Source organism: Pseudomonas sp. Irchel 3A5 (genome assembly GCF_900187575.1).
GTDB classification, from domain to species: Bacteria; Pseudomonadota; Gammaproteobacteria; order Pseudomonadales; family Pseudomonadaceae; genus Aquipseudomonas; species Aquipseudomonas folii.
Genome location: NZ_FYDU01000004.1, coordinates 384,038 through 409,714, shown reverse-complemented (window position 1 = coordinate 409,714; position 25,677 = coordinate 384,038). Strand labels below are relative to the sequence as shown.

The following is a 25,677-nucleotide window of genomic DNA, read 5'->3' as shown; positions in this document are numbered from 1 at the left end:
CACTGTGATTCCAGTGGAATCATGTCCGCTACCTAATCGCGGTTTCACGGAGCGGCCCGTTCATCTGTATTGATGCTGTCGGACGCACAGGAATGCGGGTAGCGGGCTACTGAAACATGACCTGCGGTTGATGCCATAGCGAATTTACTGTGTCGGCGACCAATATAGAACGGCTAGGGAAGTTGGTTGCTATCCCCGTATGATGGCCTACTTCTTATTGTGCGGTAGCGCTTTGCCATGACCATCGCCCCACTTGATCGGAGCATATCCATTTCCTCAAGCCCTGAGGCGTATGCGGGCGCCCAACGATTAAGCGAGCTCACTGAAGCTCCTTACGTGGTGTTGCTCGGGGCGCCTGGCATGGGCAAGACCGTGGCGTTCGAACAGTTCGCCGGTTCTACAGGTGATACGTGCGTCTCTGCCTTCCGATTTCGCCCCAAGCACTTGGTCGGAATCACAACGTTGTTCATCGATGCTCTTGATGAGATCCCCTTGGCAAATGCTCTTGAAATTGCGCAGAGCTTGGAAGATCAAACGACTGTACGATGGAGGGTGAGCTGTCGCGCTCAGGACTGGAACGAGGGTGGGAAGCTCAGCCAAGCCTTCGGTAAAGGGCTGGCAGCCCATGATTTGGAGCCTGTGGTCGCTCACCTGCAACCACTAAGCGACGAAGAGGCTAGTACGGTGCTCAGCACGCTTGGCTGCCAAGAGCCTGCGGCCCTACTGTCTACTTTGCACACATTGCGCTCGACTCCCTTCGCGCTGTCGCCGCTGGGACTGCACTTCCTCCTGAGTGTCCAGTCCGAACGTCTGCCTTCGCTCACTCGCTTCACTCTTTATGAGTCGGGGGCACGCCATTTCGCTACCGAGCACAATCCTTTCAAGTCTGAGGATAGGCAGGGCTTTGATCTAGCTCTGGACCGAGCCCTAGATCATGTCGGCCGTATATTTCTGACGCTGCTGCTGGCGGGAAAGCACGGTTTACAGCGCAGTAGCCCGGTCGCCGACACCCTACTTTCTGTCCATGATATGGGGCTTGCTCAAGCCGATCTCACCATGGTGCTAGACACCGCGCTGTTCTTAAAGAAAGGCGAGGAATTTTTGCCCTTTCATCGCAGCATCCAAGAGTTTCTGGCCGCACGCTATCTGGCTCGTTTGGTAACCGGCGCCGCCGGTGAAGTAAGAGTTCATTTCAACCGCGCGGTTGCATTATTGGTGTCGAACGATGGTTTGCCCGCGGATGGACTAAAGGCGCTGTATGCCTGGTTTGCTTGTCACCTAGTTAATGAGGGTGCAGCCCAGCATGCGCAAGTTTTAGCCCAGTCCGACCCAGAAACTCTGTTATTGCATGGAGATGCTGCGACTTTGCCGGTTGTTTCTCGCCTTAGCATCCTGCAGGGCGTCGGTAAGCGTGATCCGTATTTTCGTTGGACGCCCGAGCAATGGGGGCCTGCGCAAATTAGCACCGTCGGATTGGTAACTCCGGACCTCGTTCCGCCTGTGACGCATATGCTTCAGGCAGAGACCTCCACGCACCGACTAAGCATGTTACTGGAGGCGTTATCTGTAGGACCAATTCTGGAAGGTGCTGCAGAAGTCTGCTGGAGCGTCGCGCTTCGTCAAAGCGACATTCAGTGGTGTCGAGAACAGGCTATCGCCGCATGGTTACACAATGCCACCCCGGAAGTGCCAGAGATTTGGATGCGGATTGACGCTCTATGTGTGACCGAAGAAGCGCGGCGTGGCCATTTGCGCAGTGTTGCGCAGCTGTTCTGCGCAATCCCTGGCGAACAATTGACCGTCGGAGAGCTGGAACGTGTTCTTGGGTGCTTGCACAGGCTTATTGCTACACCCCGCCTAACGGATGCGCCGCAAGATGGACGTGGTGTGAGTGCCTATGCGATCAGAGATATCGCTTGGCATGTGGCATCGCATCTTTGGCGCCCCTTGATCCTGGAGGTGCCGAAGCGTTGGCGCCTTCAAGCTGGCGTAGGTAGCTTGGAGCACAGCTTTGCCTCGGTAGTATGTATCGCAGCATTAACGAGCGAAGAAGTAAGTGCAGACGAATTTGCCCGTATGTTGATCGCCACCGGCCTTATTACAGGTGTGGACTCAACGTTCAAAAGAGCTGCCGAAGAATGGCAGGTGGGGCGGCCAACTGACGAGGATGTTTTTCGCGCGCTGCTCAAGGTTATGGATAAGGACATTGCCGACAGTGGGTCGTTTGCCTTGGGCTTGCGTGCGCTGGGTCTGAAGGCGAGCGAAGCATTGGTGCGCCTGTTGTTGGACACTGGGGAGTTTATCGTCAGATGTGGCGGTGATTACGTCAGTAGACAGATCGGCATCTGGACGTTAACTCTGGGGGACTCAGCACCGACGTGGCTGACCCCGCTGCTCCGCGAAAGCCCGAGCGCTGTCGCACAGGCAGCTTTGGAACACGTGGAGCTCCATGAGAAGGAAGAATTCGAACGTCAAGCTCAGCAACACGAAAGTGTAGAGCACTGGTTGATGAGGCAGATCTCCCATTGGAAGTGGCAGGCACCAGCTGTGGCGGCAGGCGAGCTTGAGCAGGCATTGTACTGGGGGGCAGAGATCTATTGTGGCAGTCGCCCTTTGGCGGGGCTTCGAGGCAGCGGAACGGAAGGACTCCAAGAAGTATTTGGAGGGCAGTTGGCTCAGTCTGTTTTGGAGGGGCTCCTCGGCGTTTGGACCAAGGGTATATGCCAAGATGACCGAGGGGGAAGCGGGGCAGTCATTGCTGCCTCGGCTTCCATGTTTCTGGAAAGTGGACAAAACTTCTTCGGGGAGCCAGTTGGAAGAATGTTGCAAGTCCTGTCTGCGACGATCTCGATGCGGGACTGGAGGCTAAAAGAGCGCTTGGAGGCGAATTGCATCGCGCGACTCAGTCAAACGTTCATCGAAGATCCTGCTCACTTCCATCAGCTTGCCTTGATCCGAGATGCCAGTTGGGGGGCTCTAATGATGAAGTTGCGTGACCACCCCAGCGCTTCTGCATTACATGCGTGGGCCGTAAAAAAGTCACTGGAGCAACCTGATACGCTTAAGGGAGTGCATCTGGATAGCGTACTGCGACTGACAGAGCTAAATGTGGAACCGACCGAATTGCGTCCACTGCTCCTGGATATTTTGCGTTGTCGGGCGTATCAGCACGATAACGCGACAGAGGCGATCATTGGAGCGGAAGCGGACAGCGCTGATCGCGTGCGGTGGGCGTATTTTGCTGTATGCATGCAACCTGACCAGTTCAGCGATAACTTCTTAAAAGCGCTGGACGGGGCAAAGGATGAAGTCATTCATCGGATAATCGTCGACGGCTATCCCAATAGCGGCTACTGGAGAACGCCGGGTTCTACGTTAGCTGTCAGCCGACTGTTATTACAGTTTCTGTTTCGACGCACGCCTCTAAGGGAGGGGCATTTTGATCATGTCTGGTACGACACTATTAAGGTTTTGAAAGCAATTACGTTGTCTAGCGAGCCGGTTGCTGAAGAGACCCTTCTTGGCTTGCTCGAGGACGCCAGGGGTACCCGCTGGGAAGACACTCTGAAACATGAGCTAGAGCTATATAGGCGAGATGTCCGGACGAGAACACAAAAGCTGTATTCCCCGACAGACTTGGCAAAGGTGCTTAGTAGCAAAGGGCCGATCAATGCCCAAGATCTCAAAGCACTGGTATCTCTGGTGCTTGAGGAGATCGCTGCAGAACTCCAAGCCTCTCCACTTAACATGTGGAAGCTGTTCTGGGACAACAACCAGCCTAAAATTGAGAACGATTGCCGCGACGTGCTCGCCGGCAAGCTCAGGGACAAGTTGAACGTGTTCGGTAACATCGACGTCGCCCCGGAGGCGGCATCCTCTGGCGGCACTCGGGCGGACGTCCTGATAAGTCATGGTCCATTTAGCGTGCCGATAGAAGCCAAGCGAACGAGCCATTCACATCTCTGGTATGGGCATAGCGGTCAGCTTCAGACGTATACTCTGTCGAGCAGTACAGAGGGGCAAGGTATTTATGTGGTGTTCTGGTTCGGCGAGGCTTTGCCTGTTACGTCTTCTCCAGCAGGTGTAAAACACAATTCACCTAATGCATTGAAGACGGCATTGGAAGATCTGCTGCCACCCGTACTGGCGGTCACAACATCGGTCTTCGTCCTAGATGTCTCTGACGCAGCTCGAGCAGCTAGGTTGCGCAAGAGCGAGGAGTTCGACGCAGCGAAAGCCGCGAAACCAATCAGAAAGCCCAGAAAACCTAAGGTTGCGGCAAAACCGCCCTCACGCATCAAGGGGGCTACCTAAGTGTGCCAGTTACTGCAATTGGCCCTTGCCGAGATATCGGATGCTGGAGAGGTCTTTCTTCCCGAGACTGAGAAAGGTGGAGTTAGATAATTAGTAGGCCGCGTAAGCTGTTTGGGGTGTCCTTCCCCAACACCTGCTGCCATCGGGAGATGGAAACACTTAACGTAAAAAATTAGGGTTAGGGCATACTTCCATAGGAAGTCGCTGGCCCCCGCATTTGGCTCAAGGTCTCAGAAAGCAGTGACCGCATCTGACGGCCTCTGCCTCTTACATGATGCTTATGAATTATCGCTAGGTAGGCGATCGCTTAACGTAGCGGTCATGTTTCGTAAATTGGCGACGGGAATGTATGGCAGAAGGACGCAAAAGACAGGGTTGAACCCTATGGGCTGCCGTTACCTGGGTAAAGGCAGCCCTCCATGTTTAAAGACAGTCATTTAAACCGCGTCTTGAATTTTTCTTCCCTTGAGCTGGATAGTCAGCTGGGGGGCCCCAACTACTGCTCCTTCAAGTTCAATGGTTCCCGCCTCGTAGTTGACCTGGCCCTTGGCTAGGAGAGTGTAGTCATCTAATCCAACTACGTTGGTATTTCCCTCACGCCATTTTCGGACAGTGAAGTTAGATTCAAATGGACCCGATTCATTCGGCACCTTTCCCTGATACAGGTAATTTGGGTCACCTCCATTCACCGCTCCATCTTTTACGACGACCAAACCATCGCCGTGATCGCCTGTGCTGGCACGAAAATCAACATGAAATATTCCATTTGCCATGATAGAGCCTCATCGGTTTAGAAGCTTCGAGCGTAGACGCAAGGAGCGGTTTGTGTGAATGAAAGTGTAACAAGCAGTGCCGTCATAACAATGCTATGGGAGTACGTGAGGTCTATGACTTTAGAAGCTAATTCAACTGACGGCTTTCGGCCGCTGACGGTTGCCGCCTGCGTGTGCCCCTAAATGCAATAAAAGGTATGGGTAGTCGCAGATATAGACAGTCAGGTCCGAGCATTTGAAGAGCTATTTCTGCATGGCAAAGCACCACGCTGATTCCACTAGAATCACCTCAAAACAGCCGCCTATCCGCAGGAAAATCAAACACCTCCAGCCTCGTCCCAACAGCCTCCGGATGCGCCGGATTAAACAGGTAATTACAGTTAGCCGGAACAATCGCCGTCGGTACCCGATACAGCAAAGAACCCTCACTCTGCAGCCAGTCATCACCCACCTTGCGAGTGGCCAACACATTCTGCGACCAGTCATCTTTCAGCTGTTCACGGCCATCAATCACGCTCGCGCTTTCCGGCAGTTCAACGCGCAGCAGCGTGAAGGACTCCGGTAGCTCCTCGACGGTCAATTCCAGATGGACCAACACCTCAAGCAATGAAGTGGCAGGCCAGTCGGCCAGATAAACGATGGGATGGCCTTTGGTGTGCCAACGCCCGGATATTTTGGTACCGCCAATTCCGCTCAAGTCTTTGTAGTTCGAGATGCGCCATAAAACACGTTCGGTCATGCAAAAAATCCGTGGTTGATCCGTTCCAGCGTTTCTTCAGCAGCCACATAGCCAGGAGTGGTCGCGGCCGCTTCCAGTGCGGTTAGCCCTCCGAATGTCTTCTGAGCCTTGTTTAGCCAGTGGGCTGCCTTGTCCTTGTCGCCGAACACTTGCTCGGCCAGTACCACCAGTTTGCTCACGCGATACAGGCGATCGCCTTCTTCAGGGGAGAGTCGCTCGCCCTTGGTTCGACGGTGGCGGAGGGTGCGGGCGTTGATAATGCCAACGTTCACTGCGTTGACGCCGTGTTGTGACAGGTTGTCGATTGCTTCCAGCGATACGCCGCTGCGAATAAGCAAATCCATCGGCTGCCCGGGGATGCCCGCCATCAGCTCCAGTACCTGAAAATCTGGTTGAGTAATCATGCATTTCTCCACTATTCGGCAATTTGCCTTTGATAATAGGGCAAAATGTCGGGCGTGGGAAATGGGTGATTCCACTGGAATCATGCTGTCGTCCCGCCACTGCGAGCAACCGAGCCAGATCCGCGTCGGCTGACCATACTCATCAGCGCTGCCATCTCCTGACTAGCAAGCGCCTTGCTCTGATCATTCGGAGCGTGATGCTTCGGCGGCGGGGGCTCTGGCCGAGCCTCAGGTTTGACCGTGCTGGCGGTATATCTAGGTTGTGTCATCAGATTGAATTCTCCATTACGCGCTTTTTCGATCATGCGCAGCAGGTAGGCGAACGGGTTTCGCATCGCTTCTGCAGGTCGTGCAGCCCATTGATCAAGCACGTCCTTGCACAATTCGTCAGTGAGCGGAGCCATGGCCACGATCGCTTTGTGACGCTGATCCGGCGGCAATGCCTGGAAGCGGGGTGGGTAGTCAGACCTATTATCCGCGCGCGGTACAAAGCTTTTAGATACATATGTATTTGTATTACTACCTGTACTAGATGAGTTCGGATTCCGAACCGGGTCGAATTCGCCCTGTTTACGACTGCGTTCGGATTCCGAATCCGGTGGGACGACATTCCGAACTGGGGCCGATTCACTGAGTTCGGAATGCTTTTGACTGAGTTCGGAATCGTTTGGCCCGAGTTCGGATTGCTGCATGGGAATGTCACGCGTGCTGGTGTTCTTGGTGCCGCGCTGCCTGGCCACTCGTTGGCCAATGATGTCGAGACGACTTGGAATGCGTTGCTCGCGCACGTCTGGATCCTGGGCAAATTCCTCAAGGGTATGCGCAGCGACCTGGCAGATGGATTTGTTGGCGTGCTCCAGTGAATTGCCCACCAGTTCCAGGTAGCCGCGATCGAGCAGCATCGCTTCGGAAATGCTGATCGGCTCGTCGTGGAGCAGGTAGATGTTGCCTTTCATTTGCCCGGTGACTTCGTCACGCACGCGGCCGGCCAAACTCAGCCATCGGGTCAGGCGCAGCGTCGTCAGTGTTTTGGCTACGGTTTCCCGGGAGGCGACTTTGAACGGCGATGCAGCGAGGTAGGGCTGCAGCTGTTCGTAGGTGGGAAAGGAAGTCAGGCCATCGCTGTTGAGCAGAAGCCTGAACACCTGCCAGGCGTTGCGCTCCAGCGGCGTGAGGCGGTTGTCCAGCAATAGCCGTCTGGGCACCGCTTCATGAGGGTTGCCGGTGAACAGGATGCCGGTATTGTCGATGTCGAGGGATTTGGCCTCTCGCGGTGCATCGCGACGCTTTTCGTTCAACGAGTTCGACGCTGAATCCAGAAGGGCATTCAGCGTATCGAGGTTGCCCGGCGTGAATCTGCGTGACGGGTTGTGCATCACAGCAGGTCCTGTTCAATCCAGCTTTGAAGGGTGTTCCAGGTCATGGTCAGGTTGAGTGGTGGCACGCTGTGGGTCATTTTGATTGCGAGTTTCAGCAGGGCACGACTGTCCCGCGGGTCCACCGGATTTTCGCGGTTCAGGCTGCTCCAGCGGTCCCATAACGCACGTTCCTGTTCCTGGTTCACTGCTGGCCATCGCCCCTTACGATTGGGCAGGCCAAGCATGGCGCGCCTGAGCGCCACCTCTTTGGCAGATAGGCCAAACAGGTCATGAATCAGCGGCGAGCTGGCACCGTTCTGCAGCGCGCACATGATTAGTTGATCCTCTTCGTTATCCTTGGCCTGAGCCAGCAAACGCTGAACCACGGTGCTGTCCACCACCACCCGAAACCACGGCACGGGCGCATTGACCAGCACGCTCATGCACTGCGGCTCGATGAGGTCCTTAAGGTCCTGCTCCGCAAAGCCCATCGCCAGACAACTACGCAACTGGCCGTTGCGCATGTCGTTCAATACCTGGAGCGCAACAGCGAGATTCAGTGGATGTGCCATGGATGTTTCTCCATTTCAGGAATGTCGGGGAGGGTGTTCATGCGCTGGCCTCCAGCTCGATCAAGCGGCGAGCCAGGCGCATCACGCGGAAGACTTTCACCAAGGCGTGATCGCTGAGGCGGTCGTTTGCTGATGCAGCTTGGGATTGCTGTCGGGAACAACCGAGCATCAGTTGTCCCAGATCGCCGGAGAGCACCAATGGACTGGCCGTCGCGTCGCTGAAGCTACCGCTGAGGGACTCCAGTAGCTTGATGGTTGCCGCAGTGACGGATCCCTGAGCAATCTCGACGGTTGTATCGGGAGCCAGGCTAAACCCAATGCCCCATTCGCTGGGGCGGAGGATGTCAGGTGCCTGGACTTCCTCAGCCACTTCGCTGGCCAAGCCGAAGATTTGCTGGCGCAGCTCAGTCGGCTCATCGATCTGCCGTTCGATGTACCAGAGATCCGAGACAGGGTGCAGGCCTCCGACCTGCACGGGGATGGCCTGCAGGCAGGCTTCTTCAAAGTCCGGAATCGGTTCGCCTGTTGCCTGCGCCAGTTGGCGTTTCATGGCTTGGGTACGCGGCGTCAGTCCTGCAATCGGCGTGATGATATGGCTCTGGATCAGCGCCTGTTGATCCTCTTCGGAGAGTGTTTCGCGGTCCGACGTGTCATCAGACTGCAGCAGAGGATCTGGTTCAGTTTTAGGCGGTACAGTGAGTTTGCTGTTGTCGGGAGGTGACTCCGTCGATGACTCTCCGGATGAGCCAGAGGAGGGCGCAGGCGCAGTAGTCTTAGTCGGAGCTGGCGGCACATCTTTAGCAGGCGGGGCCTTGTCAGCCCCTTTACCTTCCAGCATGTCGAGCTTGAGCCAGTTGTATTCCTTGCCCAGTGGCTCCTGCATCTGGTGAATCAGCTCATCCTGAAACCGCTCGAAACTGAAGTCAGGCTTGCCGTCGAAGCAATTCAGGATGTCGGTAAAGAACATGCTGAAGTCTATATCGGGGTCTCGTGTGTATTGCTGCCAGGTTTTCCCGGCGCTGCGCCTGAGCGAGATCAGGCGCTCGATCTGCGGCTTGCCCATCCCGGCGAACAGCAGCGCAGGGATTGCGGGCAGTAGAAACTGCACAGCGTCCTGCATTTTGCTGATGTGCGACTGAGAAACCGGGTACCCATCGGCACCCAGTAAACGTGCAAGCTCCCGCTGGGAGACCGGCTGACCGGTCTCCAGCTCGTAAAACTCCTTGGCTTGATCAATCCCCAGCGCGCGCTCAATGAATGTCAGCTCTCCATGCATGTCGTTCTCGGCCAGATGACCGGTCAAGGCGACGATATCGCCTCGCTTGGGCCAGGGTCGGAACAGGCAGTGAATCTTGAAGAACTGCTCGTCTTTGGTTTCGCTCCACAGTTCGTTGAGGATCGCGAGCCGTGTGTTGCCGCCGTTGCGAATTGTGAAATGTTCCTCCCCGGGCCGCCGGGTAATCGGCGGCGGCGCTTCCAGACCGCGACTTTTGATCGAGGCCTTGAGCTCATCAAAAAGCGGGTTACGATTGATGCGCGGGTTGTGTCCGTAGGGCCGCAGTTTGTCCAGGGTGATGACCATCGGCGTGTCTGCGACGGGGTCGGAGAGCTGCGACATCACAGGGCCGTTATTCAGGAACGATCCCTGCAACAGCTTGCTCTTGATTGTCTCTGGATCGGGAGATTTGGCAGCCATTAGGCATCACCCTCAGCCGCCTGCTCGTCGGCGGTCAGACGGTCGATCACGGCGTTCGCGCGCTTGAGTTCCTGTTCCAGCTCGAAGCTGCGGAACAGGCGAAACATGATCTCGGCGTTCATGGAGCGCTGCGAGTTACGAGCGATGTCTGCGATCTGATCCCTCAAGCCGGCTTCATAAAAGCGCACAACGAATTTGTCCTGTTTACGGCTGCTCATTTCGCTGCTCCTTGTTCCGATCCTTGGTTTACCTGGGTCTCGTAATGCCACTCGCCGACGTCCAGGCTGACGACTTCAACGTCTTTCCATTGCTCTACCCGGCAGGCGAGCGCGTAAACAAAACGGTTGGCGTCGGCCCGGCCGTTTTTCAGCCGAAACACCACGGTGCAGAGGTCATCGCTAATTGGCTTAGTGCTGCTCTTCATGGTGTTCCTCCTCGACTGCATAGCTGCCACATTCCGGGCAGGTGTAGATATCCAGTTCTTCGTCGTTCAGTTGTGGGTCGCTTATGCGTGTTATTGCCCGGTGCAGGGCAAACTCGCTCATGCAGTCCTTGCAGCTTCCGCGGGGCACGGGTCGTTTAGTCATGCTGATGCTCCTTGCCGATCCCTGGCTTCCAGATTGACGAAGCGGGTCTGCGCGGGAATGAATGCGGTGCGCACTATCCCGACAGGTCCGTTTCGGTGTTTGCCGATGATGAGTTCGGCGATGCCTTGGTCTTCCGAGTCGGGGTGGTAAACCTCATCCCGGTAGATGAAGAGGGTCAGGTCGGCGTCCTGCTCCAGAGCGCCGGATTCGCGCAGGTCGCCGTTGTGGGGGCGCTTGTTGGGGCGGTTCTCCAGGGAGCGGTTGAGCTGGGAGAGGGCGATGACCGGGCAGTTGAATTCCTTGGCCACAGCTTTAAGGCCGGCGGAGATGGCGCCGATCTCAAGGTTGCGGTTTTCCTTGCCGGGGCACTGCATCAGTTGCAGGTAGTCGACCATGATCAGCCGTGGTTTGCCGTACCGCCTTGCTGCGCGCCGCACCCGGGCGCGCAATGCTGTCGGGGTAAGACCAGAACTGTCGTCGACGACCAAGCGTTCGCCATACTGGTTGATCTTTGCGACGCCTGCGGTGAGCTTGGCCCAATCGTCATCTTCCAGTTGGCCGCGCATCAGTCGAGCGACGTCCAGCTGTCCCAGGATCGCGATCATTCGGTACATCAGCGCCTGGGCAGGCATTTCCAGGCTGTAGATCTGCACGCTGTTGGCCGGATCCAGAGCCAGTACCGCATCGACGATGTTAAGCGCGAAACTGGTTTTGCCCATCGACGGGCGGGCCGCGACGATGACCAGATCCGCGTCCTGAAATCCTCCGGTTTTCTGGTCCAGATCCACCAGACCGCTGGGTACGCCTGTAACGCCATTGCCGTGATTGAAGTTGAAGTCGACCTGTTCCAGCACTTTCATCAACGTTTCGTTCACGTCGATGAAGCTGTTGGGCGCGTGTCCCTGTCCCAGCGCATAGAGTTTCTGCTCGAACTCTTCCTGCACCTCCACGCTTTTAGCCTGTGCAGCCGTAGCATTGCGGCTGCATTCGTGGCCGAGCAGGATCAACTGCCGCAGGTGTGAGCGCTCGCGAACGATGCCTGCATAGACGCTTATGTTGGCCACCGACGGCGTGTTCTTGGCCAGCTCGCTGAGATAACCGAGCCCTCCAGCCTCGGGCACTTCCGCCATGGAGTCGGCTACCGTCACTACGTCGAATCCCTGGTTGGCTGCAGCAAGACTCTGAATGGCTTGAAAGATGAGTCGGTGTTCGCGCCTGAAAAAATCCTGTGCGCTGACCGTGTCGGCGATTAGATCCCAAGCGCTGTTGTCGAGCAGCAGCCCGCCCAGCACGCCTTGCTCAGCTTCAATCGAATGAGGTGGTACCAGATCCGTCAGGTTCACGAAGCAAGCTCCTGATCGTCGTTGATCGGAGTGCCCAGCGTGTCGAAGGCCAGCTTGTTGAAATGCGCGCGCCACTGGGGGAAAAGCTCAGAGGCGAGGGCTCTCATCACGCTAAAAGCAGCCGGAGATCTGCGATTCTGTGGTTGGCGGTATTCGAGGCGATGTGCAGGCGTGCCTTCGGTCGCAGCTCGGCGAAAGCTCACTGCAGCGGGAATGGTGGTGTTCAGCAGATTGATTTGCGGGTGATCTGCCAGGGTTTCCACCAGCGACTGATAAATCAGGTTCGCATCGTTGGTGGCGTCGAGTTTGTTGATGACGATGTTCAGTGGTGGCGTGTGCACGCCCAACGAGGACAGTGGTTCCAGGTCTTTGAGCAATTGCTGAGTGCCGCGGTAAAACTCCCGGGCGGCCAGCATGTCCGGCGTGATCGGGGAAATAGCGAGGTCGGAGCACAGCAGTGCGGTTTCCAGCGTCACCGACCGCGCGCCTTGGGTGTCGATCAGGATCAGATCGAAGTCGTCGGAGAACGCAGGCACCAGATTCTTCAGGCGAAGGCGCCCGTCAGCCGCGTAAAGCAGCATGTTACTGAGCTGGTTATGGGGATCGTTAGAGAGGATCAGTGACAGGTTGGGGATGCAGGTCCGTGAAATGACCTGATCGGCGCGGGTGTTGTTTTGGGATATGAGCTGGTAGGTGCCGCCAGGCGCTTCATGCTCAAGGCGATAGAACGAGGACAGCGAAGGTTGTGTGTCGAGATCTATGAGGAGGGTGCGGATGCCAGCGTCGGCGCAGAAAGCGCCTAGATTTGCGGTTACCGTGGTCTTGCCAGGGCCGCCTTTGGTCGAAAGTACCGATGCGATTGTCATTATGCTTGCCTCTAGTCGAATGATTAGAGACAGCGCTTTGACTCACAAACTGAAGTGTATCTAGAGGTAAGCGGTAGAGGGTTTGGATGTTTTTTGGAGATTTTCAGCGTTTCAGTGACAAAGTCAGTGATCGCGGTAAAAAATCCTACACTACCTGTTCAAACCCTTGAATCTACAGCTTCTTGAAAGTGGCTCCACGACCTGGACTCGAACCAGGGACCCAGTGATTAACAGTCACTTGCTCTACCAACTGAGCTATCGCGGAATGAGCGCTATGTTACTGTTTCAATTGGATTAGTCAAGCGTGGGCCGAAAATATTTTTACTATTCAGCAGGTTGGCGGGTCTGGTTTCCAAATGCGGGGGACTTTGGCGTAGTGTAGTTGGCATGCTCCTTGTGACTGATCTCCAGAGAGGTGAAAGAAGTGACTGCCAGCAATCGTCTTGAAACATTATTTCCCGCCCTTGAGCAAATCCCCGAGCAGTATCGTCCGGACAAGGCCATCGAGCAGCGGGAGTACCTGGTCAACGGTACATTGCAGCTGTGGCAAGGGCCGCTGGCACCGGTGCGCAGTCCGGTGTGTCTCAGCGCTGTCGATGGTATCCAGTCGGTGATTCTGGGCAGTACGCCGTTGCTTGACTCGGCCACTGCGATGACTGCGCTGGAGGCGGCGGTTCAGGCTTATGACCGAGGGCAGGGCGCTTGGCCGACGATGCGGGTGGTCGAGCGCATCCGACACGTCGAGGCGTTTCTCAAGCGCATGCGCGAGCAGCGTGAAGCGGTGGTCAAGCTGCTGATGTGGGAGATTGGCAAGAACCTCAAGGATTCCGAGAAGGAGTTCGACCGTACTTGCGACTACATCGTTGACACCATCAATGCTCTTAAGGAGCTGGATCGCCGCTCCAGTCGTTTTGAGCTGGAGCAGGACACACTTGGTCAGATTCGCCGTGTTCCTTTAGGCGTAACACTGTGCATGGGGCCTTACAATTATCCGCTGAATGAAACCTTCACCACGCTCATTCCGGCTCTGATTATGGGTAATACCGTGGTCTTCAAACCGGCCAAGTTTGGTGTGTTGCTGATTCGGCCATTGCTGGAAGCGTTCCGGGACAGTTTTCCGGCGGGCGTCATCAATGTGATCTACGGCAGCGGTAGAGAAACGGTCAGTGCGCTGATGGCCAGTGGCAAGATAGATGTGTTTGCGTTCATCGGGACCAACAAAGCGGCCAGTGACCTCAAGAAACTGCACCCCAAGCCACACCGCTTACGCGCTGTGTTGGGGCTGGATGCAAAGAATCCGGGCATCGTGCTGCCAGATGTTGATCTGGATAACGCTGTGAATGAGTCGATAACCGGATCGCTTTCTTTCAACGGTCAGCGCTGCACGGCGCTCAAGATTCTGTTTGTGCATGAGAGCGTAGTCGATCACTTTCTGGAGAAACTCCAGCAGAAACTTGCTCAGTTGAAAGCAGGCATGCCGTGGGAACCAGGTGTATCGCTGACTCCATTGCCTGAGCCCGGCAAAACTGACTACCTGAAAGGGTTGGTGGACGACGCTGTAACCAAGGGTGCGCGGGTAGTCAATGAGGGGGGCGGGCAGGTTGATGAAACATTTTTCTATCCGGCCGTGCTGTATCCAGTGACGTCGGCAATGCGGGTTTACCACGAAGAACAGTTTGGTCCGGTTGTGCCTGTTGTGCCGTATCGGGATATTGAGTCGGTCATCGATTACGTACTGGACTCTGATTTCGGTCAGCAACTGAGCCTCTTTGGTAATGACTCGGCACAGGTTGGGCGGTTGGTAGATGCTTTCGCCAATCAGGTGGGGCGCATTAATATCAACGCACAGTGCCAGCGTGGACCGGATCAGTTTCCTTTCAACGGTCGCAAGAATTCCGCGGAAGGTACATTATCGGTTCACGATGCACTCAGGGTTTTCTCGATCCGTACCCTGGTTGCGACCAGATTTCAGGACGCTAACAAAGCGCTGATCAGCGACATCATCCGCAATCGCGAGTCCAGCTTCCTTACCACTGACTATATTTTTTGACAGCTTTGCAGTGAGCGCATCAGGTTGATTATGCATCACGGACTGATGCGCTCATCGTGAGTAAAAATCGAGCGCGTTTTAATTGGCACATCAAAAAGATTCGCTTGGGATGATTCGCTGCGTCAATTCGATGCTGTAAAATGTCCGGCGTTTTGATTGAGCGAGCGTGCTTGCCGGCACTAAAAAATATAACGGTGCGTCGAACTCGTTCGTGTGCCATGGTTACGAGCACTGATTCTTGTTCGAAGAAAATCTCTCCATACGGCAGTCAACACCCTCATATGCGGGCATTTCGCGGCTTTTCAGGTGCAGCGTAAGGTCAGTCCAGTCAAGTGTTCCTCTCCAGCACACAGGTTTGCGGGTATATCGTTGAGACCTCGCAAAAATTTTACTGTGATCTGTATTGCAGCAATTACACGCCATTGGCAAAACATTCGTTGAAAATTAAACGCTGTATCCAATGACATGTGCAGGTGGGCAGGGCGTATCGGGCCCGCTTGATGATCAGCGATCATTAAGAGCAAAGCGTTAACCTCTACACAACGTTCAGATTACGACCAGGCAGGCCGATAGCGCCGTATTTGCTACCTTTGTTCATATTGCTTGCGTGTGAGGCGAGCGGAGATTTTGTGATGATTGTTGACGACGGTGATGTCTTTGATCGGTTGCTGGCCAACTGTGATCATGAGCCTATCCAGATTCCGGGCGCTATTCAGCCTCACGGTGTGTTGGTGGCTGTCAACGAAAGTACCTGGATTGTGCAGCAACTCAGTGCCAATGCTGATGTGCTTTTCGGCCGTGTTGCATCAGAGCTGGTCGGTCAGGACCTGGACGTCGTATTGGGCACTGAGCAGGCGCAGGAGGTACGCAATGCATTGGCTGCCAGCTCGCTGGATGAGGTCAATCCACTCACGTTGGCTTATGACGGAAAGTGGGTGGACTGTACCGTGCATCGTCACGATGAAATGCTGATGCTGGAGATCGAAAATCCCGGCGAACTCAATTCGGCCAGCATGCAGCATCTGGATCGCGGCCTGGGCAGGACCTTGCGTCGTCTGCAAGGCGCAAAATCCCTCCCAGAGCTCTACGAAATAAGTGTCCGCGAGATTCAGGCGTTGACGGGCTATGACCGGGTGCTGATTTATCGTTTTGAGGAGGAGGGACACGGTCAGGTGATTGCCGAGGCCTCCAGCCCGGGAATGGACACTTACAACGGCCTGTTTTTCCCGGCGTCCGACATTCCGAGCCAGGCACGGGAGTTATACCGTCTCAACTGGCTGCGGATCATCCCCGACGCTCGCTACATGCCCGTGCCGCTGGTCCCCTTGCTGCGCCCGGACACGTTACTGCCACTGGATATGACGCATTCGTTGCTGCGCAGTGTTTCGCCGATTCATTGCCAATACATGAAGAACATGGGCGTGCTGTCTTCAATGAGTATTTCGCTGCTCAAGGACGATCGCCTGTGGGGCTTGATCAGTTGTGGGAATCGCACGCCCCTGCTGGTGCCGCACGGCTTGCGCGCGGCTTGCCAGACCATTGGTCAGGTGTTGTCGATGCAGATCAGCGCGCTTGAGGAAGCGGAGGTCGCCCGGCAGCGGCAGAAGAAAGAGGTGATGCTCACCGAGCTTGTGCAGGCGATGCGCTTGGCAACGCAGCAGGACGTGTTGGAAGCGTTGGCGCAAAGTCCTGAGCAGTTGATGGTGCTGACCGGGGCATCGGGCATTGCGGTATTGGTAGAGGATCGCTTGCATACGTGGGGTGCCTGTCCGAGCGATGAGCAGATCCAGACGCTGTATGCCTGGGTTAAACAGCAGCCTGTCGGCATCTACGAGTCGTCCAGCCTGAGTGCAGACTTTCCCGATGCACATGAATATCAGGACGTCGCCAGTGGGCTGCTGAGTTTCACCCTACCTAAACCAGTGGATAATGCTGTGCTGTGGTTTCGTCCAGAGGTCAAGGAGAGTGTCAACTGGAGTGGTGATCCCAGCAAGCCTATGGAGCTTTCGGAAACCGAAGCGGGTAGCCGGCTCCAGCCTCGCAAGTCTTTCGAGATCTGGAAAGAACAGGTTGATGGCAAGGCGCATCGCTGGAGCGCAGGCGACCTGTTTGCCGCAGCCGATTTGCGGCGCTCAGCGCTGGAAGCGGATCTTGCTCGTCAGGTGTCACGAGAGCAGGACGCGGTTCGTGCGCGCGATGATCTGGTAGCGGTGGTCTCCCACGACCTGCGCAGCCCAATGACGGTCATAGTCATGCAGTGCGGCATGATGCAGCGATTGATAGGCGCCGATAGTGGCCCATCATCCAAACGTGTCAACTCCGCCATCGACACCATGCAGCGGGCGACGACGCGGATGACTAATCTGTTGGAGGACTTGCTGGATACGTCGAAGATCGAAGCAGGTCGTTACTCCATCACATCGCAGCGCATGGATGTCAGCCAGATCTTTGAAGAGGGCTATTCTCTTCTTGCGCCATTGGCACTGAACAAATTTGTCGAGTTGAGCTTTGTCTCCGAGCCGGACCTGCAGATTTCAGCCGACCCGGAGCGATTATTCCAGGTGTTGTCCAATCTGGTCGGCAATGCCATCAAGTTCACTCCAAGGGAAGGCAGCGTCGGGGTCAAGGCTGTGAAAGAGGGTAGCTACGTCAGGTTCAGTGTCACTGATACGGGGGCGGGGATTGCACCTGAGCATCTGCCTCATGTCTTTGAGCGCTATTGGCGAATCAGGCAAGGCAATCCCAGTGGTACCGGCTTGGGGCTGTACATCTCGATGGGCATCGTGAAAGCCCATGGCGGCGATCTTTGGGTTCGCAGTGAACTGGGTCATGGCAGTGAGTTCAGCTTTACGGTGCCGTTGGTTACGTCTCAAGCATGTCCGCCTGTCTGACGCTGGCAATATCGGCGATCAGCAGGAGTCGACATGGATTAGTCCATCAGGCAAGGAGCCGCCATCATGGTTTCACGTGCACCCGAGCAATTGTTTTTCGAAGGAGACCGGGAAGTCCCTAACAGTCGACTACCTGTGTTGGTGTACCGGGGAATATCGTTTGAAAGCGAGGACATGGCGGCCGAGTTCGAGCGACTCTTCACCGGTAATCATTGGCCAGCGCTATGGCGTGATGTGATTTTTGATTATCACCATTATCATTCCACTGCCCATGAAGTGCTCGGCGTTGCCAGTGGAGCGGCGAGAGTCAAGCTTGGTGGCGAATACGGGCAGGAAGTCACGGTAGCGTCAGGGGATGTCCTGGTGTTGCCTGCTGGCACCGGTCACTGTTGTCTGGAGCAAAGTGATGACTTTCTGGTCGTGGGCGCCTATCCATCCAATCGGAGCCAGTACGACATCCAGCGTGCCGATCATGCGGCGTTGATTGCTTCCCGGCAGCGTATTTCCGAAGTCCCTTTGCCAATAAGCGATCCTCTTTCCGGGGCGAAGGGCGCTCTGTTGCGAATCTGGACCTGAGTGTCCCGACTGGACTGACCAGTCATTTAATTTCGTCATTAGCCTCGGCATTGTTTGGATAACCGGGGCAGCTTCTATATTCTTTCCTCCATACGCTATTCAGGGAGATCGGATGCGCTGGCGTTCGGCATCTGAATAGGCGACTGTTTTCTGCCATGCCAAGGAAACTAGATGAGTACCGTCAGCACGCCATTATCCGGCGTCAATCAGCCACTCAAGGGCATCGCGCTCATTGTTCTGGCGACTTTCCTTTTTTCAAGTCACGACACCATTTCCAAATACCTGTCCGGGTTTTACCCGATCTTCATGGTCGTCTGGGTTCGTTATGTGGTGCATACGCTATTGATGGCCGGTATTTTCATGCCTTCTGCAGGGCTGCGCGTGTTGCGCACCAAACGCCTGAAGCTGCAGATAATGCGCGCGCTGTGTCTGCTGGGGACCAGTTTGTTGTTCACCACCGGATTGATGTACATCCCGTTGGCTGAAGCAACCGCCGTCAACTTTCTTGCTCCCCTGTTGATTACCGCCTTATCGGTGCCGCTATTAGGGGAGCATGTCACGCGCAAGCAATGGGCCGCGGTGCTTGTAGGCTTCGCTGGCGTGCTGATCATTGTGCATCCCGGCGGAGAGCTGTTTACTCCAGCCAGCTTGCTACCGCTGGGGTCTGCCACGTTATTTGCCTCCTATCAGCTGCTTACCCGCATGGTCAGCGCGCATGACAGCCCGACCACCAGCAACTTCTTCGCAGGGCTTTTCAACAGCCTGGTCATGACCGCGCTCCTGCCATTTTTCTGGACTGCGCCTGAACTCAAGCATTTACCGTTCATGCTGGCGCTGGGCGCGTGCGGAATGGTTGCTCACTTGCTGCTGACTCAGGCCTTTCGTTATGCGGCGCCTGCGATGCTGGCCCCGTTCAGCTACTGCCAGATCGTGTTCGCGGGGCTGCTGGGTTATCTGGTGTTTGGCCATGCGCCCTCGTTGACTGCGCAACTGGGCATCGCCGTCATCTGCCTGAGCGGGCTGGCTGCTGCGTGGCAGCAACGAACCAAGGCTTGATGGATGCTTGCTCCTCAAAAGCGGTGGGTGGAAATGCCTTGATATACACCATTGCGCCCCCATTGAACTCGTAGCGCTTTTGAAAAGCACATTTCTGTCCTTGCGAATGCAACTGGAGAATCGCTATGTATCCTGATGTACAGCTCTTCATCGACGGTCAATGGCGTGCAGGCCAGGATGGTCGCACCCAGCCAGTCATTGATCCCGCTACCGGCCAGCAATTGGGCACTGTTGCACACGCCAGCATTTCTGACCTCGATGACGCGCTGGCGGCTACCGAGCGCGGTTTCGCTGTATGGCGCAAAACCTCGGCCTATGATCGCTACAAAACGATGCAAAAAGCAGCGCATTTACTGCGCGAGCGCGCAGATTCCATTGCCCGGATCATGACGCAGGAACAGGGTAAGCCGGTGGCTGAAGCCCGCGCTGAAGTATTGTCGGGTGCGGACGTGATCGAGTGGCTGGCCGAGGAGGGGCGTCGCAGTTACGGCCGCATCGTTCCGTCCCGTGGCGCAGACGTCGAGCAGAAAGTCGTCAAAGAGCCTGTAGGGCCAGTCGCAGCGTTTACGCCTTGGAATTTCCCGATCAACCAGATCGTGCGCAAATTGTCTTCGGCGCTGGCGGCAGGCTGCTCGATCATTATCAAGGCACCGGAAGAAACTCCGGGTTCACCTGCTGAATTGATCCGCGCCTTCGCGGACGCCGGTGTCCCAGCCGGTGTCATTGGCCTGGTATACGGTAACCCCGCGGAAATTTCCTCGTACCTGATTGCTCACCCGGTCATTCGCAAAGTGACATTCACCGGCTCGACTCCGGTTGGCAAGCAACTCGCCGCACTTGCCGGGCAGCACATGAAGCGCGCGACCATGGAACTGGGCGGTCATGCCCCGGCACTGGTTTTTGACGATGCAGATGTCGATCTCGCTGCGCGCGTGCTGGCAACTGCCAAATTCCGCAACGCCGGTCAGGTCTGCGTGTCGCCGACCCGTATTCTGGTGCAGCGCGGCGTATTCGACGCGTTTCTCGAGAAATTCGTTGGGCTGACTAAGGAGATCAAGGTCGGTAACGGTCTGGATTCAACGGTAACCATGGGGCCGGTCGCCAACGATCGCCGCATTCCAGCGCTGGTTGCCCTGGTTGATGATGCCAAGGCTTCGGGGGCGACGCTGAATGCAGGCGGCAAAGCTATTGACGGTCCTGGCTATTTCTTCGAACCGACTGTGCTCAGCGGCTTGACCCGTGAGATGCGCATCATGAACGAAGAGCCCTTTGGCCCCGTTGCCCTGGTGGTGCCGTTCGACACCGTGGAAGAGGCGATTGCCGAATCCAATCGTGTGCCATTCGGTCTGGCTTCGTATGCGTTTACCACGTCGATGAAGACGGCTCACGCGCTGAGCACCCAGATTGAAGCCGGTATGCTTTCGATCAACCATCAAGGCATCGGCTTGCCGGAGGTTCCATTCGGGGGCATCAAGGATTCCGGCTACGGCTCCGAAGGTGGTACCGAGGCGATCGAGGCTTACTTGAATACCAAGCTGGTCACTCAATTCAACCTCTAAGCACTTAGCTGCAACGAAAAGGCCGCCAGTTCCTCAAGGAGCTGGCGGCCTTTTTAGTTGCCTGTGAGCCCTGCAGGTCACTCAGTGGCTTGCAAACCCTGTTGCTTCATCACCAGATTCTTTTCTTTCTTGTATTGCAGCGCGACGGCTGGCGGCGGGTTGCTTTTGCCTGTCTCCATCCACTGGCGTATGCGGCTTGCATCTGCAAAGTGAGTGTATTTGCCGAATGCATCAAGGATCACCATCGCAACAGGACGATTGGCCATGCTGGTCAGCAGCACCAGACAGTGTCCAGCCTGATTGGTAAAGCCGGTCTTGGTCAGCTTGATATCCCAGTTGGATTTACGAACCAGATGGTCAGTGTTACTGAAGCCCAGGCTGTAGGTTGGCTTACGGAACGTCACGGTTTTTTCCGAGGTGGTGCTCAGCTCGCTGAGGGCCGGGTATTTGCGCGATGCGAGCAACAGTTTGGTCAGGTCGCGGGCGGTAGAAACGTTGTAGATCGATAGACCGGTAGGCTCGACATACACCGTGTGTTTCATGCCCAGTGCCTTGGCTTTGGCATTCATTGCCAGAATAAACGCTGCATAGCCGCCCGGATAACTGTGCGCCAGGCTTGCTGCTGCGCGGTTCTCGGAAGACATCAGGGTGATGAGCAGCATTTCACGGCGGGGCAGTTCGCTGCCCAGTTTGACTCGGGAGAACACGCCTTTCATTTCTGGCGTTTGCGAGATATTGACCGGAATGACTTCATCCATGGACTGCTTGGCGTCCAGCACAACCATCGCCGTCATGAGCTTGGTCACAGAGGCAATGGGGACGATGACATCAGGATTACTGGAATACAGAACTTTATCGGTCTGCAGGTCAACAAGCATCGCGCTGCCGGATGCCAGATGAAGTAGAGAAGGATCACGATTAAGTGGGGCGGGGTCGTTCGCGGAGGCGCTGGTGGAAAGTGCCGGGCCTGTAAGTGCAAATAAAAGGCCCAAAATGTGAAGACGAATTTTCAAGAGCGAGGCTCACTAAGAATGGAGTGTGGTATTCACACGGGTAGAGAAACTGCTCGGCATTTTATGAGTAGGCCTGACCACTGTCGATGGTTGTTGTAGGGCGATTCACTAATATATGTAAGATTTAAGTTTTTCCGCGGCGGTTGAAAAATCGTCCACGGTAACGATAGTCATGGTATCCAGCGCCCGCACCGATTAGCATCCCATGCCATCGATAGCTGCCGACACAGGCCGAAGGAGTCGCGTGATGCCCAAAGGGTTTATCAGCAAGGATTACGTTGTTTTAGTGATAGTGGCTGGCGCAATAGCCGTGCTTTTGATGGGGGCAGGTTTCTTCTCGCGTCCCGCAGACTGGGCGGGCTGGGTTCAGGCAACCGGCTTGATCATTGGCATGATGGTCGCCGTTGCCGTTCCTGGCATTCAGCGCAGTCAGGAAGCCTCAGTGCAACACAAGGCCATGCGCGACGGGCAGATTGGTTACGCCAGACGCATGCAGTATCTGTGTGGAGAGCTCAGCGAGTTGCTGGGCAAAATCAATCTGAGCCTGAACCACCTGCGTGCCACTGACCGGCACCGGATGAAGTATGTTCTGGAGAACTATCTGCACCGTCTGTTCGAATCCCACAAGCATGACCTCAATGATGACCGCGTGGTGATCGCTTACGAGTTGCGTCAGGTCGCCAGTGACCTTATCGATGAGCTGGAAAGTGGTCGTTCGGATCGGGTGGTGTTCATGAGTATGGAGAAGCGTCTGCAGAAGCTGACCCATCGTTGCCAGGTCAATGCGGCAATGGCTGAGCGTCTCTGACATCGCCTGGAAGTAGCTACGTAAAAAAGCCCGCATCAGGGGACCAATGCGGGCAATGGGGTGTGCGGAGCAACGCACGATTCAGGGAGCTTAACCGGGTAAGTATCAGCCTGGCGTTGAGCCGGGCTGTTAAACATCTATCTAGCTGTTGAGCGGATGCTCTTCGACCAGCTCAGAACGTGCCTGGGCGGCATTCAATGATTCGAACGGGCCGCTGACGGGCTCTCCGTTATGGACCAGATACCAACAGGCCAGCAGACCTTGGGCTCTGAGCGCCTGAGGGACTGCGCTGCCGACCACGGACATGATTTTGAGTGTGCTCATAAGTGCCTCCAACAATCTATGGCGCTACTCTACGGCGTCACTGGACTCAGCAGAAATCAACGCGCTCGATAGTGGACATTGATGAACAGAAGGCCGACGCAACTCAGGCCGAAAGGGATCAGTCGACGACCTGGTCCAGCATGGCGATCACTTCCTCATCTGACAGCACGCCTTTCTCAACCAGATTCTGCGCCATCAGCGCAATAAACTTTGCAGTACGGTGGCCTTCGAGGCTCTTGAGTTCAGTCAAGGCGCTGTAGACCTTGTTCGACGTACAGAGTCCGACCGTTCGATGTGGGTTCTGTGTCGGCATGTTGAGTTCCTTATTGTTATGACGAACTGAGCAGAGAGGTTGTTGGAGAGTTATACCCTGGCTCGTGGGTCGAGAATGGACGTTAGCAGGCTATCGTCTTTGACCCGCCAATCTTGAGTCTCAATGTAGTCGTTATCATTCAACTTGCGAAAAAAAGCCCCGCCGGTGAGGGCAGGGCTGCTTATCAATGATTACCAGCGACCACGGTCGTAATAGCCGCGCGGTGGGCCGTAATACACGGGTGGTGGGCCGTAATAGCCAGGCGGTGGACCGTATACGCGCACTGGCGGTGGCGCTACAACCTGATAGGCCGGTTGATAATAGACTGGCTGCGGCGGAGCCTGAACATACACGGGTTGTTGAACATAGACCGGCTGCTGCTCGACATAGACCGTTCTGTCGCGACCGGACGATACCGCAGCGCCGACCACGCCACCTACGATTGCACCCACAACTGCCGGGCCCGCCCAGCCACGGCCGCCGCCATGGGCATTCGCCTGGCCGGCCATGGCCAGAGCAGCTAACAACAAGGCAACCTTGGGGATTTGACGAATCATGACTGTTCCTCACTTTCAACCCGTTGTCGCGAGCCTGCGTCACTCTCAAGCACTGCCACGGGATAACTCTTAAGACAGCGCTTTGCGGAAAAACTGCGAAGCCGCTGAGTAAATTTTGTGTAAGGTCCTTTTGTACAAATAGTTGGCCGATTTTTACCGCGCCATGTTGCGGTGCAGATATTACGCCTTCCCATGAGGCTTTTACTAATACCGTTCAGGAGAAAAGTATGGCTGTTGTCCCCGACAAGGAAACGGTTCTGTGCATGTCCCTCGCTGCAAGACCCGGCAACTTCGGCGTTCGTTTCCATAACTACCTTTACCAACAACTGGGGCTGAACTTCTATTACAAAGCTTTCAGTCCTTCGGACCTGCCGGGTGCCCTCTCGGGAATGCGCTCGCTGGGGATTCGTGGCTGCGCCGTCTCGATGCCGTTCAAGGAAGCAAGCATCCCGTTGATTGACGAAATGGATCCTTCGGCGGCCGCTATTGCGTCAGTCAACACTATCGTTAATACCGCAGGCCACTTGAAAGCCTACAATACGGACTACATTGCCGTCGCTCAATTGATGGACAGCCGAGCCGTTCCACGCACTGCGTTCGCCCTGCGCGGCAGTGGTGGCATGGCCAAGGCTGTCGCGTTCGCCATGCGCGACGCGGGATTTACTGAGGGGACCATTATTGCCCGCAACGAAAAAGCCGGTCGGACGTTGGCGCAATCCTGCGGCCTGCGTTGGCGGGCCGATCTGGGTGATGAGCGGCCGCCGTTACTGGTTAACGTGACACCGTTGGGCATGATTGGTCCCCAGGCCGATGAGCTTGCATTCAGCCTGGACGCCATTGATGCGGCAGAGACTGTGTTCGACGTCGTCGCCAACCCGGTCAATACGCCGCTTGTGGAAGCTGCACGCGCCAGAAACAAGCGAGTCATCAGTGGTGATGAAGTCGCCGCGATTCAGGCGCTGGAGCAATTTGTGCTGTACACCGGCGTGCGTCCGGATGACGAGCAGTTTCGCCAGGCGGCCGCGTTTGCCCGGGCCGGGTAAGACAATGCCCGGCCCGGGTAGTCGCTGACGGGCAGGGGTTATTCGAGCTTCGCCAGGCGCTCTTCGAGTACCGCAATACGCGCTTCCAGTTCATCCAGACGCTCGGCGCTGGCGTTGCTCGCTGAGGAAGCGCGCTCTGGCTGGCTTTGTCGGGCTGCAAGGATTTCCTGCAGATCTTCAGCATTACCCAGCGTATGCATGTAACGGTCTTCGCGTTGTCCTGACTGGCGTGGCAGCAGAATCGCCAGGCCTCTGGCAATCAGCCGCTCCAGTTGATGGACGACTTGCTCGCTGTCCTCGAAATCGTGCATCCGGTTGCTGCGGGTCAGCAGTTCGTTGACCGTCTGCGGGCCGCGCAGCAACAGAAGCCCCGCCAGGATCACCTGCGCAGGGACCAACTCAAGCGTTTTATCGACGCGCTGTTCCCAGCGATCAGCGCGGCTGCCCATGACCAGCCGAACCAGGCCGCGGCCTTCCAGTGCGCGCAGGCTTTGCCCGACCGGACCGGGGTTAAGGTTCATCACGGGATCGCGGCTGGTCTTTTGATTGCATGCAGTGACCAGTGCGTTGAGGGTCAGCGGATAGGTTTCCGGGCTGGTCGCCTGTTTTTCGATGAGGCAGCCTAGAATGCGCACCTCGGTGCTGCTCAGATTCAGCGCATCGGGTTGTTCGGCAGGACTGTTCGAAGACTGTTCTGTGGACATGGCTCTTTCCGTAGGCGATGGCGGGCAGACAGCCTAGGGCGTGTGGGTAATTATTTCCAGCGCAACTGTCAGCCAAAGGATGTCAGTTAAAAAGAGCCACAGCGCGCTTGGCTACACATGCCTATAATCAG

General features: G+C 56.0%; 24 protein-coding genes and 1 tRNA gene. 8 read left to right on the top strand and 17 right to left on the bottom strand.

Annotated features, from left to right (window positions below):
- Positions 1–237: 237 nt before the first annotated feature.
- Positions 238–4,314, top strand: a complete 4,077-nt coding sequence (locus CKW31_RS08955) for a hypothetical protein (protein ID WP_095093986.1) — start codon at positions 238–240, stop codon at positions 4,312–4,314.
- 437 nt (positions 4,315–4,751) lie between these two features.
- On the opposite strand, the gene CKW31_RS08950 is transcribed toward CKW31_RS08955, so the two are convergent.
- The 12 genes from CKW31_RS08950 to CKW31_RS08895 all read right to left on the bottom strand — a co-directional run bounded on the left by CKW31_RS08950 (position 4,752) and on the right by CKW31_RS08895 (position 12,917).
- Complete coding sequence (locus tag CKW31_RS08950; RefSeq protein WP_095093985.1) at positions 4,752–5,087, bottom strand: GrlR family regulatory protein; 336 nt, start codon at positions 5,085–5,087, stop codon at positions 4,752–4,754.
- A 289-nt stretch (positions 5,088–5,376) separates the two neighbouring features.
- The gene (locus CKW31_RS08945; RefSeq protein WP_095093984.1) at positions 5,377–5,826 is read right to left on the bottom strand and encodes an RES family NAD+ phosphorylase; all 450 of its coding nucleotides are present in this window, start codon (positions 5,824–5,826) and stop codon (positions 5,377–5,379) included.
- Entirely contained in the window at positions 5,823–6,230 is a 408-nt protein-coding gene (locus tag CKW31_RS08940; RefSeq protein ID WP_095093983.1) for an antitoxin Xre/MbcA/ParS toxin-binding domain-containing protein, read from the bottom strand. Before CKW31_RS08940 ends, CKW31_RS08945 begins: the two co-directional genes overlap by 4 nt.
- Before the next feature lie 80 nt (positions 6,231–6,310).
- Entirely contained in the window at positions 6,311–7,606 is a 1,296-nt protein-coding gene (locus tag CKW31_RS08935) for an STY4528 family pathogenicity island replication protein (protein WP_095093982.1), read from the bottom strand.
- Positions 7,606–8,160, bottom strand: a complete 555-nt coding sequence (locus CKW31_RS08930; RefSeq protein ID WP_095093981.1) for a DUF2857 domain-containing protein — start codon at positions 8,158–8,160, stop codon at positions 7,606–7,608. Before CKW31_RS08930 ends, CKW31_RS08935 begins: the two co-directional genes overlap by 1 nt.
- Positions 8,161–8,197: 37 nt before the next feature.
- The gene (locus CKW31_RS08925) at positions 8,198–9,856 is read right to left on the bottom strand and encodes a ParB family protein (RefSeq protein ID WP_095093980.1); all 1,659 of its coding nucleotides are present in this window, start codon (positions 9,854–9,856) and stop codon (positions 8,198–8,200) included.
- The gene (locus tag CKW31_RS08920) at positions 9,856–10,074 is read right to left on the bottom strand and encodes an Arc family DNA-binding protein (RefSeq protein ID WP_095093979.1); all 219 of its coding nucleotides are present in this window, start codon (positions 10,072–10,074) and stop codon (positions 9,856–9,858) included. Before CKW31_RS08920 ends, CKW31_RS08925 begins: the two co-directional genes overlap by 1 nt.
- A complete protein-coding gene (locus CKW31_RS08915) occupies positions 10,071–10,280 on the bottom strand; it encodes a hypothetical protein (protein ID WP_095093978.1) in 210 nt (69 codons plus the stop codon). The genes CKW31_RS08920 and CKW31_RS08915 overlap by 4 nt, the downstream gene beginning before the upstream one ends.
- Positions 10,264–10,443 carry a hypothetical protein gene (locus CKW31_RS08910; protein ID WP_095093977.1) on the bottom strand — a complete coding sequence of 60 codons (180 nt, stop codon included), beginning with the start codon at positions 10,441–10,443 and terminating at the stop codon, positions 10,264–10,266. Before CKW31_RS08910 ends, CKW31_RS08915 begins: the two co-directional genes overlap by 17 nt.
- Positions 10,440–11,786, bottom strand: a complete 1,347-nt coding sequence (gene dnaB / locus CKW31_RS08905; RefSeq protein WP_095093976.1) for a replicative DNA helicase — start codon at positions 11,784–11,786, stop codon at positions 10,440–10,442. Before dnaB ends, CKW31_RS08910 begins: the two co-directional genes overlap by 4 nt.
- A complete protein-coding gene (locus CKW31_RS08900; protein WP_095093975.1) occupies positions 11,783–12,652 on the bottom strand; it encodes a ParA family protein in 870 nt (289 codons plus the stop codon). Before CKW31_RS08900 ends, dnaB begins: the two co-directional genes overlap by 4 nt.
- Positions 12,653–12,841: 189 nt before the next feature.
- Positions 12,842–12,917: transfer RNA gene (locus CKW31_RS08895), tRNA-Asn, on the bottom strand.
- 159 nt (positions 12,918–13,076) lie between these two features.
- Here CKW31_RS08895 and CKW31_RS08890 point away from each other — a divergent pair.
- From CKW31_RS08890 to CKW31_RS08870, 5 genes are all read left to right on the top strand, one after another.
- Complete coding sequence (locus tag CKW31_RS08890; RefSeq protein ID WP_095094023.1) at positions 13,077–14,702, top strand: NADP-dependent glyceraldehyde-3-phosphate dehydrogenase; 1,626 nt, start codon at positions 13,077–13,079, stop codon at positions 14,700–14,702.
- Positions 14,703–15,334: 632 nt separating this feature from the next.
- Positions 15,335–17,593, top strand: coding sequence for an ATP-binding protein (locus CKW31_RS08885; protein ID WP_095093974.1), 2,259 nt, complete (start codon positions 15,335–15,337; stop codon positions 17,591–17,593).
- A 66-nt stretch (positions 17,594–17,659) separates the two neighbouring features.
- The gene (locus CKW31_RS08880) at positions 17,660–18,169 is read left to right on the top strand and encodes a cupin domain-containing protein (protein WP_095093973.1); all 510 of its coding nucleotides are present in this window, start codon (positions 17,660–17,662) and stop codon (positions 18,167–18,169) included.
- A gap of 171 nt (positions 18,170–18,340) precedes the next feature.
- Positions 18,341–19,225, top strand: a complete 885-nt coding sequence (locus tag CKW31_RS08875) for a DMT family transporter (RefSeq protein ID WP_095093972.1) — start codon at positions 18,341–18,343, stop codon at positions 19,223–19,225.
- A 125-nt stretch (positions 19,226–19,350) separates the two neighbouring features.
- The gene (locus CKW31_RS08870; RefSeq protein ID WP_095093971.1) at positions 19,351–20,784 is read left to right on the top strand and encodes an NAD-dependent succinate-semialdehyde dehydrogenase; all 1,434 of its coding nucleotides are present in this window, start codon (positions 19,351–19,353) and stop codon (positions 20,782–20,784) included.
- Between the two features lie 77 nt (positions 20,785–20,861).
- Here CKW31_RS08870 and pbpG read toward each other — a convergent pair whose 3' ends face one another.
- A complete protein-coding gene (pbpG, locus tag CKW31_RS08865; protein ID WP_095093970.1) occupies positions 20,862–21,797 on the bottom strand; it encodes a D-alanyl-D-alanine endopeptidase in 936 nt (311 codons plus the stop codon).
- 247 nt (positions 21,798–22,044) lie between these two features.
- On the opposite strand from pbpG, the gene CKW31_RS08860 reads away from it, so the two are divergent.
- The gene (locus CKW31_RS08860) at positions 22,045–22,605 is read left to right on the top strand and encodes a hypothetical protein (protein WP_095093969.1); all 561 of its coding nucleotides are present in this window, start codon (positions 22,045–22,047) and stop codon (positions 22,603–22,605) included.
- A 141-nt stretch (positions 22,606–22,746) separates the two neighbouring features.
- Here the strand turns inward: CKW31_RS08860 and CKW31_RS08855 are convergent, their stop codons facing one another.
- The 3 genes from CKW31_RS08855 to CKW31_RS08845 all read right to left on the bottom strand — a co-directional run bounded on the left by CKW31_RS08855 (position 22,747) and on the right by CKW31_RS08845 (position 23,799).
- Positions 22,747–22,929: a hypothetical protein gene (locus CKW31_RS08855; protein WP_095093968.1), complete on the bottom strand. Its 183-nt coding sequence runs from the start codon at positions 22,927–22,929 to the stop codon at positions 22,747–22,749.
- A gap of 118 nt (positions 22,930–23,047) precedes the next feature.
- On the bottom strand, positions 23,048–23,242 hold the full coding sequence (locus CKW31_RS08850; protein ID WP_095093967.1) for a hypothetical protein: 195 nt from the start codon (positions 23,240–23,242) through the stop codon (positions 23,048–23,050).
- A 191-nt stretch (positions 23,243–23,433) separates the two neighbouring features.
- Positions 23,434–23,799 (bottom strand): hypothetical protein, encoded by a 366-nt coding sequence (locus CKW31_RS08845; RefSeq protein WP_027899069.1) that lies wholly within the window; start codon positions 23,797–23,799, stop codon positions 23,434–23,436.
- A 227-nt stretch (positions 23,800–24,026) separates the two neighbouring features.
- Between CKW31_RS08845 and CKW31_RS08840 the strand changes: the two genes are divergently transcribed.
- Positions 24,027–24,842: a shikimate 5-dehydrogenase gene (locus tag CKW31_RS08840; protein WP_095093966.1), complete on the top strand. Its 816-nt coding sequence runs from the start codon at positions 24,027–24,029 to the stop codon at positions 24,840–24,842.
- Positions 24,843–24,880: 38 nt separating this feature from the next.
- Here CKW31_RS08840 and CKW31_RS08835 read toward each other — a convergent pair whose 3' ends face one another.
- Positions 24,881–25,546 carry a YceH family protein gene (locus tag CKW31_RS08835; RefSeq protein ID WP_095093965.1) on the bottom strand — a complete coding sequence of 222 codons (666 nt, stop codon included), beginning with the start codon at positions 25,544–25,546 and terminating at the stop codon, positions 24,881–24,883.
- Between the last annotated feature and the right edge of the window lie 131 nt (positions 25,547–25,677).